This window comes from Ruegeria sp. BI11 (genome assembly GCF_056538005.1).
The window spans coordinates 406,091-427,608 of the sequence record NZ_JBQFSM010000002.1; the positions used below are offsets into that span (position 1 = coordinate 406,091).

General features: G+C 57.6%; 23 protein-coding genes, 1 tRNA gene and 2 pseudogenes. 12 read left to right on the forward strand and 14 right to left on the reverse strand.

The features are described 5' to 3' along the window. Positions 1 to 106 precede the first annotated feature (106 nt). Positions 107 to 526, forward strand: coding sequence for a hypothetical protein (locus ACR0DT_RS06805; protein WP_480709985.1), 420 nt, complete (start codon positions 107 to 109; stop codon positions 524 to 526). A gap of 81 nt (positions 527 to 607) precedes the next feature. Here ACR0DT_RS06805 and ACR0DT_RS06810 read toward each other — a convergent pair. The 3 genes and pseudogenes from ACR0DT_RS06810 to ACR0DT_RS06820 form a co-directional block, all read right to left on the reverse strand. Then, a pseudogene (locus ACR0DT_RS06810) lies at positions 608 to 997 on the reverse strand (DDE-type integrase/transposase/recombinase); the annotation flags it as partial. Positions 998 to 1,047: 50 nt separating this feature from the next. Continuing rightward, positions 1,048 to 1,755 (reverse strand): annotated as a pseudogene (locus ACR0DT_RS06815) (IS6 family transposase). A 246-nt stretch (positions 1,756 to 2,001) separates the two neighbouring features. Beyond that, positions 2,002 to 2,091: transfer RNA gene (locus tag ACR0DT_RS06820), tRNA-Ser, on the reverse strand. Positions 2,092 to 2,290: 199 nt separating this feature from the next. Between ACR0DT_RS06820 and ACR0DT_RS06825 the strand changes: the two genes are divergently transcribed. The 8 genes from ACR0DT_RS06825 (at position 2,291) to ACR0DT_RS06860 (ending at position 9,918) form a co-directional block, all read left to right on the forward strand. Then, the gene (locus ACR0DT_RS06825) at positions 2,291 to 3,640 is read left to right on the forward strand and encodes an SPOR domain-containing protein (RefSeq protein ID WP_480709986.1); all 1,350 of its coding nucleotides are present in this window, start codon (positions 2,291 to 2,293) and stop codon (positions 3,638 to 3,640) included. Positions 3,641 to 3,657: 17 nt separating this feature from the next. Next, on the forward strand, positions 3,658 to 4,824 hold the full coding sequence (locus ACR0DT_RS06830; RefSeq protein ID WP_480709987.1) for a D-alanyl-D-alanine carboxypeptidase family protein: 1,167 nt from the start codon (positions 3,658 to 3,660) through the stop codon (positions 4,822 to 4,824). Next, entirely contained in the window at positions 4,821 to 5,444 is a 624-nt protein-coding gene (gene tmk / locus ACR0DT_RS06835; protein WP_480709988.1) for a dTMP kinase, read from the forward strand. Before ACR0DT_RS06830 ends, tmk begins: the two co-directional genes overlap by 4 nt. A 10-nt stretch (positions 5,445 to 5,454) precedes the next feature. Continuing rightward, positions 5,455 to 6,576: a DNA polymerase III subunit delta' gene (locus tag ACR0DT_RS06840; protein ID WP_480709989.1), complete on the forward strand. Its 1,122-nt coding sequence runs from the start codon at positions 5,455 to 5,457 to the stop codon at positions 6,574 to 6,576. Beyond that, complete coding sequence (locus ACR0DT_RS06845; protein WP_480709990.1) at positions 6,573 to 7,379, forward strand: TatD family hydrolase; 807 nt, start codon at positions 6,573 to 6,575, stop codon at positions 7,377 to 7,379. Before ACR0DT_RS06840 ends, ACR0DT_RS06845 begins: the two co-directional genes overlap by 4 nt. After that, positions 7,376 to 8,173 carry an MBL fold metallo-hydrolase gene (locus tag ACR0DT_RS06850; RefSeq protein WP_480709991.1) on the forward strand — a complete coding sequence of 266 codons (798 nt, stop codon included), beginning with the start codon at positions 7,376 to 7,378 and terminating at the stop codon, positions 8,171 to 8,173. The genes ACR0DT_RS06845 and ACR0DT_RS06850 overlap by 4 nt, the downstream gene beginning before the upstream one ends. Positions 8,174 to 8,215: 42 nt before the next feature. Further along, on the forward strand, positions 8,216 to 9,148 hold the full coding sequence (locus tag ACR0DT_RS06855) for an AEC family transporter (protein ID WP_480709992.1): 933 nt from the start codon (positions 8,216 to 8,218) through the stop codon (positions 9,146 to 9,148). Between the two features lie 71 nt (positions 9,149 to 9,219). Next, a complete protein-coding gene (locus ACR0DT_RS06860) occupies positions 9,220 to 9,918 on the forward strand; it encodes a sirohydrochlorin chelatase (protein WP_480709993.1) in 699 nt (232 codons plus the stop codon). Between the two features lie 18 nt (positions 9,919 to 9,936). Here the strand turns inward: ACR0DT_RS06860 and ACR0DT_RS06865 are convergent, their stop codons facing one another. The 5 genes from ACR0DT_RS06865 to ACR0DT_RS06885 form a co-directional block, all read right to left on the reverse strand. After that, on the reverse strand, positions 9,937 to 10,968 hold the full coding sequence (locus ACR0DT_RS06865; RefSeq protein WP_480709994.1) for a GGDEF domain-containing protein: 1,032 nt from the start codon (positions 10,966 to 10,968) through the stop codon (positions 9,937 to 9,939). After that, complete coding sequence (locus tag ACR0DT_RS06870) at positions 10,965 to 11,552, reverse strand: heme NO-binding domain-containing protein (protein ID WP_480709995.1); 588 nt, start codon at positions 11,550 to 11,552, stop codon at positions 10,965 to 10,967. Before ACR0DT_RS06870 ends, ACR0DT_RS06865 begins: the two co-directional genes overlap by 4 nt. A 121-nt stretch (positions 11,553 to 11,673) precedes the next feature. Then, positions 11,674 to 13,233: a trimethylamine methyltransferase family protein gene (locus ACR0DT_RS06875; protein WP_480709996.1), complete on the reverse strand. Its 1,560-nt coding sequence runs from the start codon at positions 13,231 to 13,233 to the stop codon at positions 11,674 to 11,676. Positions 13,234 to 13,352: 119 nt separating this feature from the next. Beyond that, positions 13,353 to 14,045 carry an HAD family hydrolase gene (locus ACR0DT_RS06880; RefSeq protein ID WP_480709997.1) on the reverse strand — a complete coding sequence of 231 codons (693 nt, stop codon included), beginning with the start codon at positions 14,043 to 14,045 and terminating at the stop codon, positions 13,353 to 13,355. A 25-nt stretch (positions 14,046 to 14,070) separates the two neighbouring features. After that, a complete protein-coding gene (locus ACR0DT_RS06885) occupies positions 14,071 to 14,355 on the reverse strand; it encodes a DUF3572 domain-containing protein (RefSeq protein WP_480709998.1) in 285 nt (94 codons plus the stop codon). 87 nt (positions 14,356 to 14,442) lie between these two features. Here ACR0DT_RS06885 and ACR0DT_RS06890 point away from each other — a divergent pair, with 87 nt between their 5' ends. Then, on the forward strand, positions 14,443 to 15,834 hold the full coding sequence (locus ACR0DT_RS06890; RefSeq protein WP_480709999.1) for a diguanylate cyclase: 1,392 nt from the start codon (positions 14,443 to 14,445) through the stop codon (positions 15,832 to 15,834). Positions 15,835 to 15,839: 5 nt separating this feature from the next. On the opposite strand, the gene ACR0DT_RS06895 is transcribed toward ACR0DT_RS06890, so the two are convergent. Genes ACR0DT_RS06895 through ACR0DT_RS06910 form a run of 4 tightly spaced genes read right to left on the reverse strand, consistent with a single transcriptional unit; the run spans position 15,840 to position 17,738 of the window. Beyond that, a complete protein-coding gene (locus ACR0DT_RS06895) occupies positions 15,840 to 16,313 on the reverse strand; it encodes a periplasmic heavy metal sensor (RefSeq protein ID WP_480710000.1) in 474 nt (157 codons plus the stop codon). After that, positions 16,310 to 16,660, reverse strand: a complete 351-nt coding sequence (locus ACR0DT_RS06900) for a hypothetical protein (RefSeq protein WP_480710001.1) — start codon at positions 16,658 to 16,660, stop codon at positions 16,310 to 16,312. Before ACR0DT_RS06900 ends, ACR0DT_RS06895 begins: the two co-directional genes overlap by 4 nt. Then, entirely contained in the window at positions 16,653 to 17,264 is a 612-nt protein-coding gene (locus tag ACR0DT_RS06905; protein WP_480710002.1) for an RNA polymerase sigma factor, read from the reverse strand. The genes ACR0DT_RS06900 and ACR0DT_RS06905 overlap by 8 nt, the downstream gene beginning before the upstream one ends. A gap of 6 nt (positions 17,265 to 17,270) precedes the next feature. Beyond that, a complete protein-coding gene (locus ACR0DT_RS06910; RefSeq protein ID WP_480710003.1) occupies positions 17,271 to 17,738 on the reverse strand; it encodes an EF-hand domain-containing protein in 468 nt (155 codons plus the stop codon). A 198-nt stretch (positions 17,739 to 17,936) separates the two neighbouring features. Here ACR0DT_RS06910 and ACR0DT_RS06915 point away from each other — a divergent pair, with 198 nt between their 5' ends. Continuing rightward, complete coding sequence (locus ACR0DT_RS06915) at positions 17,937 to 18,335, forward strand: DUF983 domain-containing protein (protein WP_480710004.1); 399 nt, start codon at positions 17,937 to 17,939, stop codon at positions 18,333 to 18,335. Positions 18,336 to 18,360: 25 nt separating this feature from the next. Next, complete coding sequence (locus ACR0DT_RS06920; protein ID WP_480710005.1) at positions 18,361 to 19,062, forward strand: NUDIX hydrolase; 702 nt, start codon at positions 18,361 to 18,363, stop codon at positions 19,060 to 19,062. Between the two features lie 3 nt (positions 19,063 to 19,065). Here ACR0DT_RS06920 and ACR0DT_RS06925 read toward each other — a convergent pair whose 3' ends face one another. Both ACR0DT_RS06925 and ACR0DT_RS06930 read right to left on the reverse strand, forming a co-directional pair. Next, entirely contained in the window at positions 19,066 to 20,733 is a 1,668-nt protein-coding gene (locus ACR0DT_RS06925; RefSeq protein WP_480710006.1) for a ribonuclease J, read from the reverse strand. Further along, complete coding sequence (locus tag ACR0DT_RS06930; protein WP_480710007.1) at positions 20,730 to 21,509, reverse strand: type III pantothenate kinase; 780 nt, start codon at positions 21,507 to 21,509, stop codon at positions 20,730 to 20,732. Before ACR0DT_RS06930 ends, ACR0DT_RS06925 begins: the two co-directional genes overlap by 4 nt. Positions 21,510 to 21,518: the final 9 nt, after the last annotated feature.

Consider the following 21,518-nt stretch of genomic DNA (forward strand, 5'->3'; position numbering starts at 1 on the left):
TCACCGCTAAAGAACGTTTTCCAAAGTGTGAACAATTGTACTTTCAAGAAGTTGAGTTTCTGACAGTATGGACCTGTGTGTTTAAACGAGTGATGTTGGTTAGAAGATGTATTTTGCCAAGTTCGAAGAACCGTTTTGCGCGGTCGATGACATCCGCAAAGATGAGTTTGCCCGGAAATATCCGTTGCTGGACAATAGATCTGTTCATGCGCAGTGGAAGAAAGGTTCCTGGCAAATCACGCGGATAGGTGAGATCTGGAAGAGGACCGGGAAGGTTTTCTCTGTTCCATATGAAGGCATCGACGGATACCCATCTTTCCAGTTCGCAGTAGACGGAACTCCGCTTCCTTTGATGGAAACTGTGTTAAAGGCGCTGCCAGCTGATATGACGCCTTGGCAACGTGCCTTTTGGATGATCTCTCCTAAGGCGGAACTTGGAGGAAGCAATCCCGCGAACTCCATTCAATCTGGGGATACCCGTGTGGTCGACGTGGCACGTAAATTCGGCGTCGATTTCCACAATTAGACAGATACCGACCGAAGAAACTCGACAGGGTGCTGTCAGACGAATTCGAACCAGTCTCAGCTAGGCCAGTAGAGCTGCCCTTTAAGCCGCACCAAGTTCGCGCCACTCGGCGAGAGAGGCGGAGCGTGTCCGCTTGAAGGTGGCTCTACTGGCGAGCGATCTTTCCTGGTTGAAGTGGTTGTAGACGGAGGAATGGACGGAGGCGAATTTCTGTAAACTTCGCATGCGTTTGAAACGTTGCATGGCGCGTTCGCGTCGTCGAAACGGCAGGTGCGAGTTCTCGACTCGGTTATTAAGCCACCTGCCCGTTCTTTGTTTTTTTAGCGCGCCCATTTGTCCGAGCGCAGCCTTGTAGGATGCAAAGCGGTCGGTAACGATCTCTTTGGCGCAACCATGCCGCTTCATCAATTTCTTGAGGAATTTCATTGCTGCAGCTTTGTTTCGACGTTTGGTGACAACGGCTTCCAGGGTGCTGTCAGACGAATTCGAACCAGTCTCAGTTTGCCGCCAAATCCGCGAACTTATCCGGAACAAAGTTGACGCCACTCGGCGAGAGCGGCGGTGCGTGTCAACTTGAAGGTATCTCTGCTGGCGAGCGATCTTTCCTGGTTGAAGTGGTTGTAGACGGAGGAGTGGACGGAGACGAACTTCTGCAAACTTCGCATGCGCCTGAAACGCTGCATTGCACGTTCGCGTCGTCGGAACGGGAGGTGTGAGTTCTCGACGCGGTTGCTGATCCAACGGCCCGTTTGTTGTTTTTCGAGAGCACCCAAATCTCTGAGCGCCGCCTTGTACGATGCGAAACGGTCTGTGACGATCTCTTCGGCGCAACCGAGCCGCTTCACCAATTTCCTGAGGAATTTCAGTGCTGCAGCCTTGTTTCGGCGTTTGGTGACAACGGCTTCCAGCACTTCGCCCTCATGATCTACAGCCCGCTAGAGGTAGTGCCTCTTGCCATTCACCTTCACGAAAACCTCGTCTACATGCCACTTCCATTTGGAGAACGCGCGCAACTGCTGAACACGCTTCCGTCTGATCTCAGCAGCAAACATTGGGCCAAACCTATTCCACCAATACCGGACAGTTTCGTGACTCACGTCGATGCCTCGCTCGTGCAACAGATCTTCGACATTCCGAAGCGAGAGCGGGAAACGGATGTACAGCATCACCGCAAGACGGATGACCTCTGGGCTGGTTTGGAAGTACTTGAAAGAGGCAGGTCTGGTCATGGGAAAAAGCTACGCAACACCCCTGCCCCGCTCAAGCAATGTTATTCTGACAATACCAAATTGCAGGTTATCAGGGAAATCCACCCCAAAGCGACCCCGCCAAAATGCGGCACTGAGACTTGGGCCTGAATTGCACTCCGAGTGTACGGTCTGCTCATTCTCTGATTGAAAGCGCATGCGCCAACTCGCGGGAAATACGGCACAATTCTGGATCAGAAAACACAACTGAAGTGAGACGGGTATGGGTGGCGGGGAGACAGGGATTCGAACCCTGGGGACGCTCTCACGCCCAACGGTTTTCAAGACCGCCGCATTCGACCACTCTGCCACCTCCCCGCGTAGGGCCGGGTCTAAGGCCAACTGAAATCGGTGGCAAGAGCAAATAGGGAAATCTTGCCTAAGCATGCGCAGCGGTCTTTCCATAGCACCCTGCCCGCGTTATGATTCACGCGAGGACCGTAATAGACCGGCGATAAGAGAACCGGCAGTTGGCGGGGTTCAGGAAACGAGACCCCTTCAGGCAAGGGATGACAAAATGAAGCGAGCGACTGAGACACGCGTAATACCGCGATCGTGGGCGGTGCTGGCCGTGACTTTGGCAGTTCTGGCAGCATGTGACGAGACACTGTCGACCGAAGAGGCGTTGCAAGACGCCTCAAGTAACGACACTCAATCCAGCGGCACAATCGAAATTTTCCCGGGTCACGCAGACAAATCACGTGAAACGGTCGAGGCACCGGACGCATTCAACGTATCCGAGGCGGCGTTGTGGGATGGTCGTCCGTCATTGGGTGGTATCTGGGTCGCCCACCCGGATGTGACCCAACCCGAACGCGTGGTCATCAAGAACCCGAATAACAACAAATCCGTAAACGGTGCCCTGTTTCGGCGGGAACGCAACCTGCCCGGTCCGGCATTACAACTGTCATCTGCGGCAGCAGCTGAGCTGGGTATCCTAGCAGGTGCGCCGACCAAAGTTCAGGTGACCGCCCTGCGGCGCAAACCAGTTAAAAAAGAAGAGCCTAAACCCGAAGAAGCCTCGGTAACTGAAACAGCTGACAACCAGCCGGTCGCCGACGAGGCGAAATCAGAAGATGTCGCAGTAAATACGGCTGCAACTGACGAACAGCCTACCAAGCGCAAATGGTGGCAAAAGAAGGAAACCGTTGCCACAGCAGGCGCAGCCGGAGTCGCCGCGGCGGCAACCAGCGACACCACAGTTGAGGCAACTGCTGAAGTGGCGGACGACGTGGTGGAAACTGCGGCTGACACCGCAGTTGAATCGGATTCAGCTGAAACCGAAAAGCCCGTCAAACGCAAATGGTGGCAAAAGAAAGAAACGGTCGCCGCCACAGGTGCAGCCGGGGCCGCCGTCGCAGCAACAGACGACTCCGCTGCCGAAACAACCTCTGAGGCAGTTGACAACGTCGTTGAAACCGCAGCTCAGGCTACCCCGTCTCTGTCTGATCCCGAAGTTACAGCACCCGAGGAAAAACCAGCCAAAAGAAAATGGTGGCAAAAGAAAGATTCCAACGAGATCACCGAAACGCCACTTGATCCCGTTGCAGGCGCTGCCGCCGCTATTGAAGCAGCCGATCCCACTCCGGTCAGCGCCCCCGCCACGACGACCCAGAGCCAGACATCGCGGTCTCTGGCCAAACCGTTTGTTCAGGTCGGAACGTTCAACGTCGAAGCAAATGCCAAAAGCGCGGCCCAGAAGATCGAGCGGAACGGAATGCTCGCCAATATTCGCGAACTGAAAACCGACGACAAAACCGTTTGGCGTGTTCTGGTCGGCCCGGCGACAACCCGCTCGGAACGCAATGCATTGCAAAGCGACGTCAAGGACCTTGGCTTTTCCGACGCGTTCTCTGTCAAGAATTGAAACAAAGGAGGCCTCACATGCTGTCCTCACTGCGATCAACCGTTTTGACCCTTGGGCTGGCTATGTTTGCCCTGCCCGCCCACGCCTTTGACACAACAGCCCGTGCGGCCTACGTGGTAGACCAAACCACAGGTACCGTTCTACTGTCCAAAGAGGCCGACCAGCCCCTACCGCCTGCGTCGATGTCAAAGCTCATGACGCTTTACGTCGCGTTCGAGGCGCTGCGCGATGGCCGCCTGACACTGGATGAAACACTTCCGGTTTCGGAACACGCCATGAGTTATGGCGGTTCGACAATGTTCCTGAATACGCAGGACCGCGTCCGGGTTGAGGACCTGTTGCGTGGCATCATCGTGCTTTCTGGCAACGACGCCTGTGTTGTAATCGCCGAGGCGCTCAGCCCTGATGGAACCGAGGCTGGATTTGCCCGCTACATGACCCAACGTGCCCAACAGATGGGCATGGACAATTCCAACTTTGCCAACTCGAACGGTTGGCCTGCTGCCGGGCATATGATGTCCGTTCACGATCTGGCCGTGCTGGCAAATCGGTTGATATCGGATTTCCCGGAATACTACCCCCTGTTCGCCGAAGAAGAGTTTGAATTCGATGGCCGCGCGCCGTCAAACAAACGCAACCGAAACCCTCTGCTGAAACTAGGGATCGGCGCGGATGGCCTGAAAACCGGCCACACGCAAGAGGCCGGGTACGGTCTTGTCGGTTCCGCCAAACAGGGTGACCGCAGGGTTATCTTTGTACTCTCTGGGCTCGATAGCACCGGCAAACGGGCAGAGGAGGCTGAGGCCGTGGTTAACTGGTCGTTTCGAAATTTTGTCGAGAGGACAGTTGCCAACGCGGACACGCCGATAGCAGAAGCCAAGATCTGGATGGGCGCGCAAAAGACCGTAGGCCTGGTCCCGGAAGAAGACCTGTCTCTGTTGTTCCCGGTACTGGGTGACAAGAACATCGAGGCCGAGGTTGTTTATGACGGCCCCGTCAATGCACCAATCGAAAAGGGTCAGCAACTGGCTGAGTTGGTTATCAAACCCGAGGGACTGCCGGAAATCCGCCGTCCGCTGGTGGCATCTGAAAGCGTCCCGGCCGGAGGCTTCGTGGTACGTATGATGACTGTGGGCGGAATCTTTCTGACCGACGTGATCGGCAATCCATTGGACGCATTGTGACAAAACCCGGGTTATTTCTGACCTTCGAAGGCATTGACGGATCAGGCAAATCCTCGCAAGCACGCACACTGGCCGAGCGTTTACGCGATCTTGGTCACGACGTCGTGCTGACGCGTGAACCCGGCGGCTCGGCCGGGGCGGAGGAAATCCGGCGTTTGGTTCTGGAGGGCGACCCTGATCGCTGGTCTGCTGAGACGGAGCTGCTGCTGTTCACGGCTGCGCGGAGGGATCATCTGGAGCGCACCATTGAGCCTGCCCTGGCCGCTGGCAAGGTGGTGATTTGCGACCGTTTTGCCGACAGCACTCGCATGTATCAGGGTTTGTCGCGAGGCGATTTGCGCGGGGCGGTCGATCAACTGCACAGCTTGATGATCGGGCGCGAACCTGACCTGACACTGCTGATCGACATGGACCCCCAGATCGGTCTGGCCCGCGCCAAGGGGCGACAAGGCACAGAAGAACGGTTCGAGGATTTCGGCATCGACCTGCAGCAAAAGATGCGCACCGGGTTTCTGGCTTTGGCCCAAGAGTTCCCGGACCGTTTCCGCGTAGTTGACGGCAATCGGGACATGGACAGCGTTGCACAGGATGTGACAGATATCGTTCTGCAAGCTTTGTGACAGACGATAGATGAGCGACGATACCCCGACCCCGGATCAGGCCCCCGGTGCCCCGCACCCGTGCGAAACCCAGCAATTGTTCGGGCAGACTGCGGCCGAACAGGCGTTTCTAAGCGCCTACACCTCGGACCGCCTGCATCACGGTTGGCTTTTGACCGGATCGCACGGGGTGGGCAAGGCAACCTTGGCCTGGCGGATCGCACGCTTTTTGCTGGCAACGCCTCCGATGGAAGAGGACGGGCTGTTTGGTGCCCCTCCGCCACCTGAAACGCTTGCGATTGATCCCGAACACCCTGTCGCGCACCGCATTCTGGCGGGGGCCGAGCCGGGGCTGGCCGCTATCACACGCTCGGTGAACGATCAGGGGCGGCTGCGCAACGAAATCGTCGTTGATGACATCCGCAAGCTGGGGAAATTCTTCGGCCTATCCTCCGCCGATGGCGGGCGTCGTGTCGTGATCGTCGATTCTGCGGATGAGATGAATGTCAGCGCGGCGAACGCCTTGCTGAAGATGCTCGAAGAACCGCCTGCGCGCACGACATTGCTGCTGGTTTCGCACCAGCCGTCGCGCCTGCTGCCGACAATCCGGTCTCGTTGCCGAACCCTGCGCCTTTCACCGCTTGGACCCGAGGATATGCAGGCAGCCCTGACACAAACCGGTTCGGAACTGCCCGCACAAACCGATCATCTGGCCGCGCTTGCCGCGGGATCCGTCGGGGATGCAGTACGGCTTATTAATTTGGGTGGGTTAGAGATCTATGCCGAACTGATCGCCATTCTAGGCACCCTGCCCCGCATGGATCGCCAGCGTGCGTTGGCCTTGGCCGAAGCCGCCGCCCAGCGCGGCGCAGCTGAGCGGTTCGAACTGCTGCTAAACCTGATCGACGTCGTCCTGTCCCGCCTTGCGCTGACCGGCGCAACCGGTGCGCCGCCTTTGCCCGAGGCTGCGCCGAACGAGGCGGAAGTGCTGTCTCGCCTATCCACGTCCCCATATCAGGCCCGCCAATGGGCCGAGGTTGCGGCGACAATCACGGCGCGCACACGTCATGGTCAGGCGGTGAACCTTGACCCTGCCGCTCTGGTCCTAGATACGGTGTTCAAGATACAGGAAACCGCCGGTCAGAGCAGATGAGCGACACCCCCCAGATCACCGACAGCCATTGCCATCTGGATTTCCCCGATTTTGAGGGGCAGCTGGATCAGATCATCGCCAATGCCGCCGAGGCAGGCGTGACCCGCATGGTCACGATCTGCACCCGTCTGCGCAATGAACCCACCATTCGTGCCATTGCCGAAGCCCACGCGCCGATCTTTTTCGCCGCCGGCACGCACCCCTTGAGCGCCGCGGATGAGCCCATGGCCACAGTCGACGAACTGGTCGCGCTGTCCCAACATCCGAAATTCGTGGGCATTGGTGAAACCGGGTTAGATTATCACTACACGGCCGACAGCGCCGAGGTTCAAAAGCAATCGCTACGCGTCCATATCGAAGCCGCGCAGCGTACTGGTCTGCCGTTGATCATCCACGCGCGCGCAGCTGATGACGACATGGCGCGTATTCTGGCCGAGGAACACCGCAACGCGCCCTATTCCTGCGTGATGCATTGCTTCTCATCCTCGGCGGAACTTGCCCGAGCCGCGCTGGATTTGGGGTTCTACCTGTCCATGTCCGGCATCGCTGCCTTCCCTAAAAGCCAGGAATTGCGCGATATCTTCGCCGCCGCCCCGGTCGACCGCGTATTGGTTGAAACCGACGCCCCGTATCTGGCCCCGCCCCCCTATCGCGGCAAACGCAACGAACCGGCCTATACCGCCCACACCGCCCGCAAAGGGGCCGAAGTGTTCGGGATGGACTACGCCGATTTCGCCGCCCAGACGCAGACCAATTTCGACCGGCTGTTCACCAAGGCCGCGACCTACAAGGCGGCTGCATGACCCAGCTGCGCTGCACCATCCTCGGCTGCGGTTCGTCCGGCGGCGTGCCGCGATTGGGCGGACACTGGGGGGATTGCGACCCGCAGAACCCAAAAAATATCCGTCGCCGCTGCTCGATGCTGGTTGAACGAGACGGGTCCGACGGCACAACCTCGGTTTTGATCGACACCACGCCCGACATGCGCAGCCAATTGCTGAGCACTGGAACCGGTCGCTTGGATGGCGTGGTTTACACCCATTCCCATGCCGACCACGTCCACGGCATCGACGATCTGCGCATGATTGTTTTCAACATGCGCGAAAGGGTCCCGGTTTGGGCCGACGGCGATACGCAGAACGCGTTGCTGGGACGTTTCGGATATGCCTTTATCCAGCCCGAAGGCTCACCTTACCCACCGATCCTTGACCTAAAGTCTATCGACGGACCGTTTGAAATTGACGGCCCCGGTGGCCCGATCCCGTTTCACCCGTTCAAGGTCAACCACGGCTCGATCGACTCGTTGGGTTTCCGAATGGGCAAGCTGGTCTACCTGCCAGATGTGGCCGATCTCTATGACGATTCCTGGCCGATGATGGAGGGGCTGGATTGCCTAGTCATTGACGCCCTGCGCCGCAAACCCCATCCCACCCACACCCATCTGGAAAAGACGCTGGAATGGATCGAACAGCTGAAGCCCAAACGTGCGGTGCTGACCAACATGCATATCGACCTCGACTATGTCACGGTCGACGCTGAAACCGCCGAACACATCACCCCCGCCTATGACGGCATGGTGATTCACCAGGACCTGTAGGGTACTGCCGTTGCAGCCCGTAATACCCCTCGGGACGGCAAGATGCTGCAAACTCTAATCAACGTAATCCTTCCAGTTTTCCTTGTGATCGGCGCCGGATACGCCGCGACCCGTCTGGGATATTTCAAAGAAGTCCATGTCGAAGGGTTGATGAAGTTCACCCAAGGATTTGCGATCCCCTGCCTGCTGTTTCTGGCCATCGCTCATCTGGACTTGAACGCCAGTTTTGATCCTGGACTTCTGGCCAGCTTTTACGCGGCTGCAACTTTGTGCTTCACCGCCGGGCTGTACGGCGCCCGCCTGATCTTTCACCGCGAGTGGGAGGATTGCATTGCCATTGGCTTTTGTTGCCTGTTTTCGAACTCGGTCCTGCTGGGCCTTCCGATCACGGAACGCGCCTACGGCCCTGAAAATCTGGACGGGAACTACGCTATCATCTCCTTCCACGCGCTATTTTGCTACGCCGTAGGCATTACAGTGATGGAAGTGATTCGAAACCGAGGCAACGGCAGCAGGCGTATGGTCCAGTCGGTAATGACCGCAATGTCCCGCAACGCACTGATCCTCGGCATTGCGCTAGGATTTGTCGTCAACCTGTCGGGAATCGGTGTACCTGGGGTTTTGGACGAAGCGCTCAGCCTAATTACTCTCGCCGCCTTGCCCGGTGCTCTTTTCGCGTTAGGGGGTGTGCTGGTTAAATACAAACCCGAGGGTGACCTGCGAGCGATCGCCTATGTCTGCGGCATCTCGTTGCTCTTGCATCCCAGCCTTGTTTGGTTATTTGGCGCAACGATAGGCTTACCGCAGGATTTGTTCCGCTCTGGTGTTCTGACATCCGCGATGGCCCCCGGTTTCAATGTTTATATCTTCGCTAATATGTACGGTCGCGCAAAACGAGTTGCGGCCTCCTCTGTATTGATCGGAACGGCGGCCTCGCTGGTGACGGTCTGGTTCTGGCTGACAGTTTTAGGCTGAGAAACGTATAGTTTGGATTGACTCTGGCCTGTCCGGACACACCTATCGGTAAAGCTAACGGGACTATGAAAATGCACCAAGCCCTTATCGTCGCCCACGGTCAACCCTCGGACCCGATCACGGCCGAACAGGCGTTGTCGGACTACGCCGCCAAGGTAGATGCCCTGTGTGATGAAGTGGGCGTTCAGTCGGCCACTCTGGCTGCACCGGGGGTGTTCGAACAATGTGTGTCAGAGTTGACGGATAAAGCGGTGATATACCCGCTGTTCATGGCGAAGGGGTGGTTTGTTACCAGCGCCCTGCCCAAACGGTTAGCGGGGCGCAACCTGCGCATTCTCGATCCGCTTGGCATCGATCCTGAACTTCCCGGATTAGTAGCCGAGGCATTGCGTGACAGGTTGGCCAAAAACCGTTGGGTTGCGCGAGAAACCGATCTGGTTTTGGCCGCCCATGGCTCGGGTCGTAGCCGCAATCCATCCGCCGTCACACGAACATTTGCCAGCGCGTTGGGACAACATCTGACTTTCAGATCCATTCGTCCGGGATTCGTCGAAGAATCACCGTCGATCACCGAGGCAGCGTCGGGTCTGCCAACACAAACTCTATGCCTGCCATACTTCGCTTGCACTGGAGGCCATGTTCTCGATGACATTCCGCATGCTCTGGAAGAGGCAGCCTTCAAAGGTCAGATCATGCCCGTGGTCGGAGAACTGCCGCAGATCAAACACCATATTGCCACTACCCTTACCCGCGTGTTCCATCAGGGCTGAAAAGGACCGAACAGGGCCTTAGCCGCCCAGACCCGAGGGAACTCCGGACGATGCGTCACTCTGCCGATGCCCCACCAGCGTCGAATACAGACAGTGCCTCGATCTGCCCTTTCTTTTCGCCTCATAAAGAGCCAGATCGGCTGCATTCAAAATCTCGGCAGTATTCGGGGGTGAAAACTGGGTCGACAACGCGGTGCCGATACTGGCTGAAATCTGGCAGGCGTTATTCTCGAACACCATCGGTCTTTGCAACTGATCGATAAGACGTGCCGCAATTGCCGACAGGACTTTTTCGTCCGTCAGGCCTTTAAAAATAATAACAAACTCATCCCCACCAATACGAGCCACTGTGTCATCATTGCGGGTTTCCTCTACCATGATCCGGGCAGCCTGCTGCAACACATGATCCCCCGCCGCGTGCCCGTATTGATCATTAACAGATTTGAAGAAATCCAGATCGAGATGCATCAAGGCAAAGGGCGAATTCCCCGAGATCAAATGCCCCAGCACCACATCCATTGCCCGCCGGTTTTTTAACCCGGTCAGCATATCGGTAAAGGCTTGTTCTTCGGCCGCTAGCATTGCCCCCTGCAGCCGCAGGTTCAAAGACCGTGAAGCCTCCATCGCGGCAGACTTTGCCTCAACCAGATACAGCAACTCGATCGCAAGGTCGGTGCCCGAAAAATCCGCACTGGTCAGCGCATAGTCACGCACCCCGTCCAGAATAGAAATCCCAAAGGACAGGTTGATAACGGCGCCTTTTCCTGCGGGCAACGGCGCAATCAGCCCCTTGAGAGCCGTACGTGGCTTATCATGGAGTTTCAGGTGCAGTTTTGCCCCGGCCAATGACATCAGCGCCGAAAGGGTCGTAACGGCGCGCGGACGGACCAGCTCGAAAACCTCCAGAAAATCCTTCCCCGCCATCGGATGATCGGGGCGCAATTTCTGCAAAGTGGGCCCAACGCGCATTATCCGACCCTCTTCGTTCACCAGAACGAACATCGGGCACAGTGTTTCAAGCAGTGTTCCAAGATCGCCGGTATCCCTCATGATTTGCGCGCCCCCAAATCAAAATGACGCCCCTCGGCAAAAGCGCTTTCGACCAACATGATCGAAATGACTTCGGCCTCGCCCTCTTGCCCGTTATGGGACAACATGGCCAATGCTCCGTAGTCGTCGGCCATAGCGCGCAAGACCCCAACCATAACGCTGGGATATCCGGACAAACCCGGATGGCAATACAGCTGATATTCTGTCGGGCTCACCTCGATGAGGTCAAGCGCCGGCAGGCAGAGATCCGAAACCGCCAACCGGACCCTGTCGGACAAATCGTCCAGAGAGTGCAGGAATTCGACATAAGTGACCCCGCCGAAGCGCAGCAGGCGACGCAGATCCTCCATTTTGGGGTGGGAAACCAGAAAGGTTCCCAAGTCCTCAAGAATTTCGGCCCGCGGGCGCTTGAGGTCAGTACACAGTGCGTCCAAAACTCGAATGGTCATGTCATCATCGTAGACGAGCATGGCCTCAAACTCGGTAAAGCCCAGTTCCGCCACCTCAGTTACACGCAGCCAGCACGACTGCCCGTAAGTTGCGCATACAAATGATTGTACCGCCCGATTGATCAGACCATGCATGAGATGCCCCAGATTGCTTTACTGTTCAATCTGGCCCGAGATTCCTTAATAAAACCCCAAGATTGGCTTTGAGATACCTACAATCCGAACAAGTATCACAGTGGAAGCCTTTGACAGAGAACTAGAAATCCGTAGGAGCGCCGCCTTCAGCCTTACGGCGAGCGACAAAGTCGGCCAATTCATCCCTGATCCCGTCATCCAACGCCGGTGGTTCAAAACTGGTGATGATCTCTTTGAACATGTGATGAGCCCGTTCCGCCGTCCAGATACCGCCTGCAACGTTCCAGCCTTCGTAGTTTTTCCAATCACTGAGGAAGGGCTGATAGAACGCGGTAGTATATCGGTCCTGCGTATGCTGTATGCCAAAGAAATGGCCGTCATTACCTACTGCACGAATTGCATCCAACGCGATTTCATCAGGGCCGGTCGCCGTAATCTCGGGCTGCATATAGCGCTGAATTTGCTGCAGAATTTCGCAATCCATAATAAATTTCTCGGGGCTGGCGATCAACCCACCTTCAAGCCAGCCCGCTGCGTGGTAAACCATGTTCGTGCCCGATTGAACGGAAGCCCACAACGAGTTCGAGGTCTCCCAAACCGATTGGCCATCCGGCACGTTTGCGGCACACACACCCGACGACCGCATCGGCAGGCCGTAAAACCGCGCCATTTGCCCGGTCATCTGGGTCGATCGCATGTATTCCGGTGTACCAAATGCCGGTGCCCCTGATTTCATATCTACGTTCGACGTGAACGTCCCGATGACGCACGGAATCCCTGGGCGCACGTATTGGAACAGGGCAATCGCGCACAAGGATTCGGCTAGGGATTGCGCCACGGCTCCTGCCATCGTCACAGGCGCCATCGCTCCGGCCAGCGTAAACGGCGTCACAACTATCGCCTGACCCCGTCGGGCCAATCGCAGGCACCCATCGATCATCGGATGATCATGCTTCAACGGTGAGGTCGAGTTGATGTTCGAATACATCCGAGGTGTTGCTTCGAACTCCTCGTGGCTCAGCCCGCCAGCGATGCGGACCATTTCCATCACATCCTCGACCCGTTCTTTCCCAAGGCAATAAGCATGCATCGCCTTGTCGGTCATCGTCAGCTTGTCATAGAGCACATCCAGATGCCGCACGCTGGCGTGGATATCGACCGGTTCGACCGGATACCCGCCCGCAAAGTGGATACAGTTGAAATATTGTGTTAGCTTCAACAGGTTGCGACACATTTCTCGATTACCGGGAACCTTGGTGCCGATCTCCATATCCCAGTAATTCGGCGGCGAGGAAACGTTGCCGAACACCATGTTTTTTCCGCCGATCTCAATCGTGCGGTCCGTGTTACGCGGAGTGATCGTAAAGTTTGACGGTGCCTTGCCCACCATATCCATGACAAAGTCCCGGCCCATGCGGACGTTGTCGCCCTCGACCGTACAACCCGCCTCGCGCAAAATGCCCTTGGCTTCTTCGTTGTAAAACTCGATCCCAATCTCTTCGAGGATGCGCATAGCCCCTTCATGGATCGCCTCGATCCCGTCCTGATCCAGCGGCTCGGTCGGGTGGTCGATATTGATCGGCGGGTTCCACGGCATCTGGTCGATCACTGCAGTGCCTCTGCGCTCGGCAGCTCCGGCCCGTCCGCCCCCACGACGCCTGCGAGTTTTTGTGTCTGCCATTTGATCCTCCGGAGCTTGCGTTAGTACAAGCAAGCCCCGAAGGTCGTGGGCCGGCCGCTCTGATTGCGACAGACTTTGTCGGTTTTAATCCCGAAGCGGCGAAATTGGCTGGCGAGACCTTAGTTTTTCGCCAGCCAGTCAGGAATGTGTCCGATATCCGGCAACACGACATCCGCCATCGGTGCCAGCGCTTCGGCCGGAGCCATGCCGGTGAGAACGGCGATTGTGGTCATCCCCGCCGCGCGTCCCGCTTCTAGGTCGTGCAGGCTATCGCCCACCATAGCCACCTGTTCCGGCGCGACACCTACATGGGTTGCGAAGGCAAGCAGCTGCCCGGGGCCGGGTTTATATCCGTGGCCGCTGTCATACCCTGCCACGAAATCGAAGTGATCGCGAATCCCGACCGAGGACAGATGCTGTTTCGCGGGCATCTCACCATCATTTGTTGCCACGCCCAGCTTAAGCCCGGCCTGCCGCAAACCGTCCAGAAAGGGCACCAGGGGCACAGCCTGCGCCTGCGGAGCCGAGGCAGATTCGGTGTTAAGAAGGTCAACCAGGTCTTGCTGGGTCATGTCCGGCAGATGCGGAGTCAGAACTTCGGCAATTTCCTCGACAGTTCCAGCGATGACGATGCTGTCCTCGGAATAAGCGACCTCTTCCAAATCAAAGCCGATAACGCGTCCCAATTCCGATGCGCGCGCGTGGTCTCCATCGGCCAGGCGCATCACGACGTTACGTCCAAAAGCCCCCCAAGTGTTGGCGAAGTCAAACAAGGTACCGTCCTTGTCGAACAGGATTGCGTCGATTGGCATTGCATGCTCCTGCAGTTTGGTTGGATCAGGTCCAGTGGACTTCGGCGCCGCCGGACAAAACCGCGCGGGCCTGACCAGGCAGGTCATAGGGCACGGAATTTGCGTCACAGAAAGCGATCACCCACGAGTCGTCAAGCATAAGAAACTCAAGCACCGATCCAAGAAACTCGGGCTCGCCTGCTCTGTCGCGTAGGTCATTCGCAGATGCTCCGGTCGAGCCAAGGAAAATCGGCAGCAATTCTTCATTGCCCACCAGCCAGCCTAGAACATTGAGCGCCAGCGTTTCGGCAGATTGGGCGGTGATTGACATAAAATAGCCCCGGATCAGGTCTTGGAAAGGGTTTGTTAACCAGACTCATAAACACTTTAGCAACGCATGCAATCAACGGTGACTGATATGTCCGTGCAAGGAACTATCCTTGTCCTCGACGGGACCTCAACCAATCGCATCATGCTGAAGGTTCAGCTGACTGCGGCGTGGTATCACGTTGTCCAGGGGGAACGGCTGCAAGGCCTGCCTGGGCTGTTGCGGCGCGCCAAGCCCGATCTGGTGCTGACTTCGCAGACTTTGCCGGACGGTACCGCAGCCGACGTTAAAAGACTTGTAATGGCTGACCCGGACCTGATTGACGTGCCTGTGATTGCAATTGCACAGCAAAACGACAAGGCGGCCCGTTTAAAGGCACTTTCTGACGGGTTGGACGATGTTCTTGCTCATCCGTTCAAAGATACGTTCCTGCTGGCACGGGTGCGCAGCCTTTTGCGCGCGCGTGCAGATACGCAAGAGCTTCAGGTTGGAACTAATTCAAACCCCATCGGATTTGCCGAACCCGGCGCTGCGTTGATCGCGCCCGCAAAAACGGCCCAAGTTGCCATTCTGACGCAATCGTCCTGCACCAGCGCATTGTGGAAAAAGGCCCTATCGAAACGGGTGGCGCACAACCTGTCTGCGCATACCACGTCAAACCTTCAGGGTATTCTGTCGGGCCCCGTCCCAGACGCCATTGTGTTTGAGATTGGTGCAAACCCATCGGGTCTTAACTTGCTAGCCGACTTGAAATCCCGCAGCACCACGCGGCATACGGTTCTGATCGGCGTTCTGGAAGAAGAGAATGCTGAACTGGCATCGGAAGCGCTGGACCGGGGGGTCGACGCGATTTGCATGGGCAGTTTCTGCGCCGAAGAAACTGTACTACGTCTGGAGAACCAGATCGCGCGAAAGGCCCGGCTGGACCAAATGCGCGCCTCGCTTCGCCGGGGGCTGGCCGAATCCTGGGTCGACCCACTGACCGGTCTGCACAATCGTCGTTATGCAATGCGCGCGATGGATCAAATCATGCACAAGGCCGCAAGGGGCTTTGCCGTGATGCTGGCAGACCTGGATCACTTCAAATCTATTAACGACACGTTCGGCCATACCGGAGGAGACCTCGTGCTGGCCGAAGCGGCGAAACGGATGAAGCAAACGATAGGTTCAGCCGGATTCATTGCGCGGATCGGCGGAGAAGAGTTCATGATTGGCCTAGCGGACACCACGCAAGCCGGGGCGCTGAAACTAGCACGGAGCTTGTGTGACTGCATCCGAAGCAAGCCCTTTGACCTACCAGATACCCCTACCCCGGTTCCGGTCACGATCAGCATCGGGTTGATTGCTGCCCAACCAAGCGAGTTGTTGCAATCACATCAACCACCCCGGTTGGAGGGGCTGATCAAGTCAGCCGACACTGCGCTCTATGCTGCCAAGTCGGCCGGGCGAAATCAGGTTCGGGTTCTGCAGAGCGCAGCCTGAACGGATTAATCCTTGTGCTTGCGCCCATGCGCCTTGCGCGTCACAACCTCTTGCAGTCGGTCCGCATAGGCCTGACGTTCTGCATCGGTCATCGCGGTGATGCGGGTAAGCCATTTGTCCTGTAAGGCACCTTGCAACTCGGCCATGGCCTGCGCTTGTTGCTGCAGCAACACCTGAACAGCCTCGGGATCGAATGGTTCCGCCCGCAAGGCTGCCTCAAGCGCGGCAAAGTCCTGTAGCCGCATCTTTGCCCCTTTGACATGCCGCTCGGACAGCTCGCCCCTCAGCACCTTACGTTCCTCTTTGGGTAGCGCACGATACAACGTCGGGGCAAATCCGGGCGGAGCTTTGCCGTGATGCCCACCTTTGACCCTGTAGACAGTGCCCAGGGCAACCCCGGCAATCAAAAGGTTCAACGCCAACGACACGGTCAGTAGAACCGTCACCCATCGTTTTTTGGGTTTGGCATTATCGCTCATTCGGCGTCCTCCAGAAAAGTTGCATCCAGACCAAGATCAGCGACCACAAAGCTGGTGTCCTGCGGATAGATAATCGTTGCTGGGTCGGGCAGAAAGTCAGGCGCGGCAAAGCCGATCCAGACCCCTGCGGCGCTAGCCGCGACCAAGCCTCCCATGCTTTGCCAGCCCCCGATCCCGTCCAATATCCGCGCCCAGACAGAACGCTGTGGATCGACAGGTTTCAATCGGTCAAGACGTACCGTTTCGGCATCCGTCAGAATGCGGACTGCCAGTTCATGGGGCAGCTCAGTTCGGGCTTGCCGTGCCTGAGCAAACAACTGATCCAGTTCCATATCGTTTTCAGTCATCTTCGTACCCCAGTTCATCTTGTCGTCCGGCCAGTATTGCTGCCAAGGCGCGCTTCCCGCGCGCAGTCAGGCTTTCCACCGCTTCCGTCGAAATACCCATGATCCCGCCGATCTCGGGGTTAGGCAGTTCTTCGATATGCCGCAAAATGACCGCCTGACGCTGACGGTCAGGCAACTGCGACAACGCTAACTGCAGCGCGTCCTTACGTGCCGCCTCTTGCAATCGCTCGGCCGCGCTGAGGTCTTCATCCTCAGGCTCGGGCACATCGTCCAGACGATCCGGCCTTTTCTTGCGCTGCACGTCCACGCACAGGTTCAGCGTGACACGATATAGCCAAGTGGACACTTTGGCCTGTCCCGGCACCCATTTCGGAGCCATCTGCCAAAGCCGCATCATGGCGTCCTGCGTTACATCTTCGGCCTCGGCCCTGTTGCCCAGCATTCGCATAGCGACTGAGAAACAACGCGGCCCCAACCGGTCAGTCAGTTGACGGGCAGCCGCAGCGTCACCGTCCGCGAAGTGCCGCAGCAACGCATCATCCGATGTATCCGCGGCACAATCTGCGCCGCGGACATCCTGTAATGGAGAGGTCAGATCCTCCATCCTTCATCAGCTGTCGTCAGAGTCCGCCTTGCCGTGTTTCTTGTGCTTGCGGCCCATCCGCTCTTTCGCATCGGCATATTCCTGCTCCGAGATCGTCCCGTTGTTATCCGCGTCGATTCGGTCAAACATCTTGCCAGCGCGGCGCGGCTTGGGCAACTCGTCCTCGCTCAGAAAACCGTCCTGATTGGCGTCATGCTTTTCGAACATCTTCGTCACGCGGTCCCCGGCGCGCTTTTGACCAGCGGCCTGCATTTCCTCGACGCTCAGTTTGCCATCGCCATCTGTGTCAGCGTCTGAGAATCGCTTCGTGCGATGGGCCTCCATTTCTTCTTGCGTCAGTTGACCATCACCGTTCGCATCCAGTTCCTGAAAACTTGCAGGTTCGCGATCCTTGGGTCCAGCCGCCAATACGGAAGTGCCTGTGATTGCGACGGCCGAGATAAGGATGGCCGGAATGAATTTGGCGCTTTTCATGTCGTTTTCCTTTTGTTTAGCGGCCCCATCGCCGCTGCTCACATAGTTTCAAACGGCGCGGCGCGCGGGTTCCGTCGCAAAAACACGAAAAAACTTTGCCCCCTCTTTGCCCGGTTAAGTCACAAAGCGACGCACCCCCCTTTTCTGAACAGCAAAACAAGCGCAATATCTCGGGCGAACGAACGCGCGAGTTTCACCATGACAGATCAGACGATCGACACCACGACCGAGAATGATCGCCCGACCTGGCCTGCATTGGTCAGAGGTTTCCGTTGTCGCTGCCCGAAATGCGGTGAAGGAAAGATTCTGAAGGGCTATCTGAAGGTCAAGGACAGCTGCGACAGCTGCGGGCAAGAGCTGTTTCACCACAGGGCGGATGACGGCCCGGCTTATCTGACCATTCTGTTGGTCGGCCACTTGCTGGCGCCTGCGCTGCATGTGACCTATGTGGAATGGCGCCCCGAACCCTTAACCATGTTCCTGATCTTCGCCATCGGCTGTACTGCCCTGTCGCTGTTCCTTCTGCCTCGGTTGAAAGGGGCCGTCGTCGCCTATCAATGGGCACGCCGAATGCACGGGTTTGAAAAAGCACAATGACCTCAAGCATCAGGTCATACATCGCATGACAATAGACAAAACAGCAATTCGGGATGCGGCAACAGTCATCGTCCTGCGGGATCGTATGACAAATCCGTCGATCCTGATGGGGCAACGTGGCGCAAAAGCCGTGTTCATGCCCAACAAATTCGTGTTTCCCGGCGGCGCGGTCGATGCCGAGGACAGCGCTGTTCCATTGGCCTCCCCCCTGCCCGCGCTGTGCAGCGACAGGCTAGGCGAAAAGTCCGAGCCGGGTTTGCAAAACGCGCTGGCGGCAGCAGCCGTTCGCGAGTTGTGGGAGGAAACCGGGCTGATCCTGGGCGATCCCGGCACTTGGACCGATGCGATCCCGGACGACTGGCAGGACTTCGCCGCAATGGGCTATCGCCCCTCTGCCAACGCGCTTCAGTTTGTATTCCGCGCTGTGACCCCGCCGGGTCGCCCGCGCCGTTTCGATGCGCGATTCTTTCTGGTTGACGCAAGTGCGGTTCAGGGGGATCTGGACGATTTCAGTCGCGCCTCGGACGAGCTGTCTCATCTGCAATGGGTCCCACTGGATCGCGCCCGGGAACTGGACCTGCCGTTCATAACCGAGGTCGTTCTGGCGGAAATAGCGGCCAGGGTTACAAACCCTGAACCGCCCACCACAGTGCCTTTGTACCTGCATACCGAAGAACAAAGTCTGTTCCTGCAGCTTAAAGGGTATCCTATGCCCGAAGCGGACTAGGCCTCACTTCATCCGGCTGATAACCGCAGTCACTTCGGGCTTTTTACCAATCTCTGCCTTGGCAGTCTGACGCACGATGCGGCGCATGGCTTCTTCCAGTTTGTCATCGTCGCGCAGCGTCTTGGCTTCGGCCCGCATCAGGAACTGGTTCAGGTCCTCTTCCAACACCTCAACCAGCGCCGCACGGGACGTTCCGATTTCGGGCAGACCCATGGTGTCACACCACGGCTCACCCAGCGGCTCATCCTCTTCATCCAGAATGACCGTCACCGTCACATGACCGTTCAGTGCCATGCGAATTCGGTCGCGTACGATGCCGTCCAGCGCCCCGACCTTGACGGTTCCGTCCAGATAGGTGCGGCCGGTTTCGATATAATCCACCACCTTCGGCATATTGCTCGTCAGGTCAACCATCGTTCCGTTGACCGCCAGAATACCCGTGCGTCCGCCTGCCTCAGCCACCTTGGTATGTTCGCGCAGATGCCGGTGCTCACCATGCATCGGGATCACCATCTGCGGGTTGATCAGCGCGTGCACTTTCTCAAGATCCGGACGGTTAGCATGGCCGGACACATGGTACAGGCCCGAGCTGTCATCCACCACATCCACGCCCTTTTCGCTAAGCTGGTTCATGATGAAAATCACGCCGCGCTCGTTTCCGGGGATGGTTTTGGATGAGAAAAGGAACAGATCACCTTCTTTCAGTTCCAGCCCGCGATATTTCCCCCGCGCCAGCTGAGCGCTGGCGGCGCGGCGTTCACCCTGGCTGCCGGTTACGATCAGCATCAGGTTCTGGCGCGGCAGGTCCACGGCCTCTTCGGCGCTGACGACCTTAGGGAAGTCCGTCAGGATGCCGGTTTCGGTTGCGGCTTCGATCATCCGCCGCATGGCGCGCCCCAGCAACACAACCGAACGCCCGGCGCGTTGGCCCGCTTCGGCCAGTGTTTTCACCCGAGCCACGTTCGAGGCAAAGGTGGTCGCGACCACCATACCCTCGGCGCTTTCAACCAGTTTGGTGATCTCGGGGCCGACTTCGGATTCAGACCGACCGGCGTGATCCGAGAACACATTGGTGCTGTCACAGACCAACGCTTTGACGCCAGATCTCGCAACCTCGGCCCATAGGTCGGGATCGAACGGTTCACCCACCACGGGGTTTTCATCCAGCTTGAAATCTCCAGTATGCACAATCCGTCCCTCGGGCGTATCAATCACCAGCCCTGCGCTTTCGGGGATCGAGTGCGACACCGGCAGGAAGCCAACCGTAAACGGACCGACCGAGACCTGCTCGGGCCAGGCCGAAACCGTGCGGACCGCGTCCTCGGGGTGGCCATGCTCCTCCATCTTCCGGCGCGCGATATTGGCGGTGAAGGCACGGGCGTAAATCGGCGCGCCCAATGCTTCATAGCAATGCGCCACGGCACCGACGTGATCTTCATGCGCGTGAGTAACGAAAACGGCCTCAAGACGGTCCGCCCGTTCGCGCAGCCATGAGATATCGGCATGGATCAGATCAACGCCCGGCGTGGTATCCATATCCGGAAAAGTCACCCCAAGATCCACCAGGATCAGTCGTTCTTTCCCAGGCTTTCCATAGCCATAGACGTAAGCGTTCATGCCAATTTCGCCGGCACCACCCAGCGGCAGGTAGATCAGTCGTTCACTGCTCATGTCGAGCCATTATCCTTGTTATAGCGATGGATCACGGTCAGCCCGTGCATCGTCAGATCGTCTTCGATCGCGTCAAACCCGACATCCGCCTGATCGAACAAAGGCGCAAGCCCACCGGTGCCGACCACTTTCATCGGCATGCCGTATTCTGCCTTGATCCGGGCAATCAGCCCCTCGATCAAGCCGGAATAGCCCCAATACACGCCGGACTGGATGCAGCCAACCGTATTCGTACCGATCACTTTTTCCGGGCGGGTAATGTCGATATGCGGCAAGGCCGCTGCGCCTTGGTGCAGCGCCTCAAGGCTGAGGTTCACACCCGGCGCAATGATGCCACCGACATAAGCCCCGTCGTGGGCCACAACGTCGAAATTCGTGGCCGTCCCGAAATCGACAACCACCACGTCACCACCATGACGATCAAAGGCGCCAACCGCGTTGGCCAGCCGGTCCGGGCCGGGAATCGTACCTTCGTCGATGCGCGGTGCCACGGGCAACAGGCATTCCGGCTTACCCACAACCAGCGGCCGACACCCAAAGAAACGGTCAGCAAAAATACGCAGATTGAAAACCACGCGCGGAACGGTTGACGCGATTACTACGTCGGTAATTTCCGCTTCGATCCCGTAGTGTTTCACCAGCGTCGAATACCAGGTGAAGTAAGCATCCGCCGTTCGCGAATGGTGGGTCGAGGTACGCAGGGTGCACAGAAACTTTTTACCGTCCCATATCGAGAAAACAGTGTTGGTATTGCCGCAGTCGATAGCCAGAAGCATCTGAGCCCC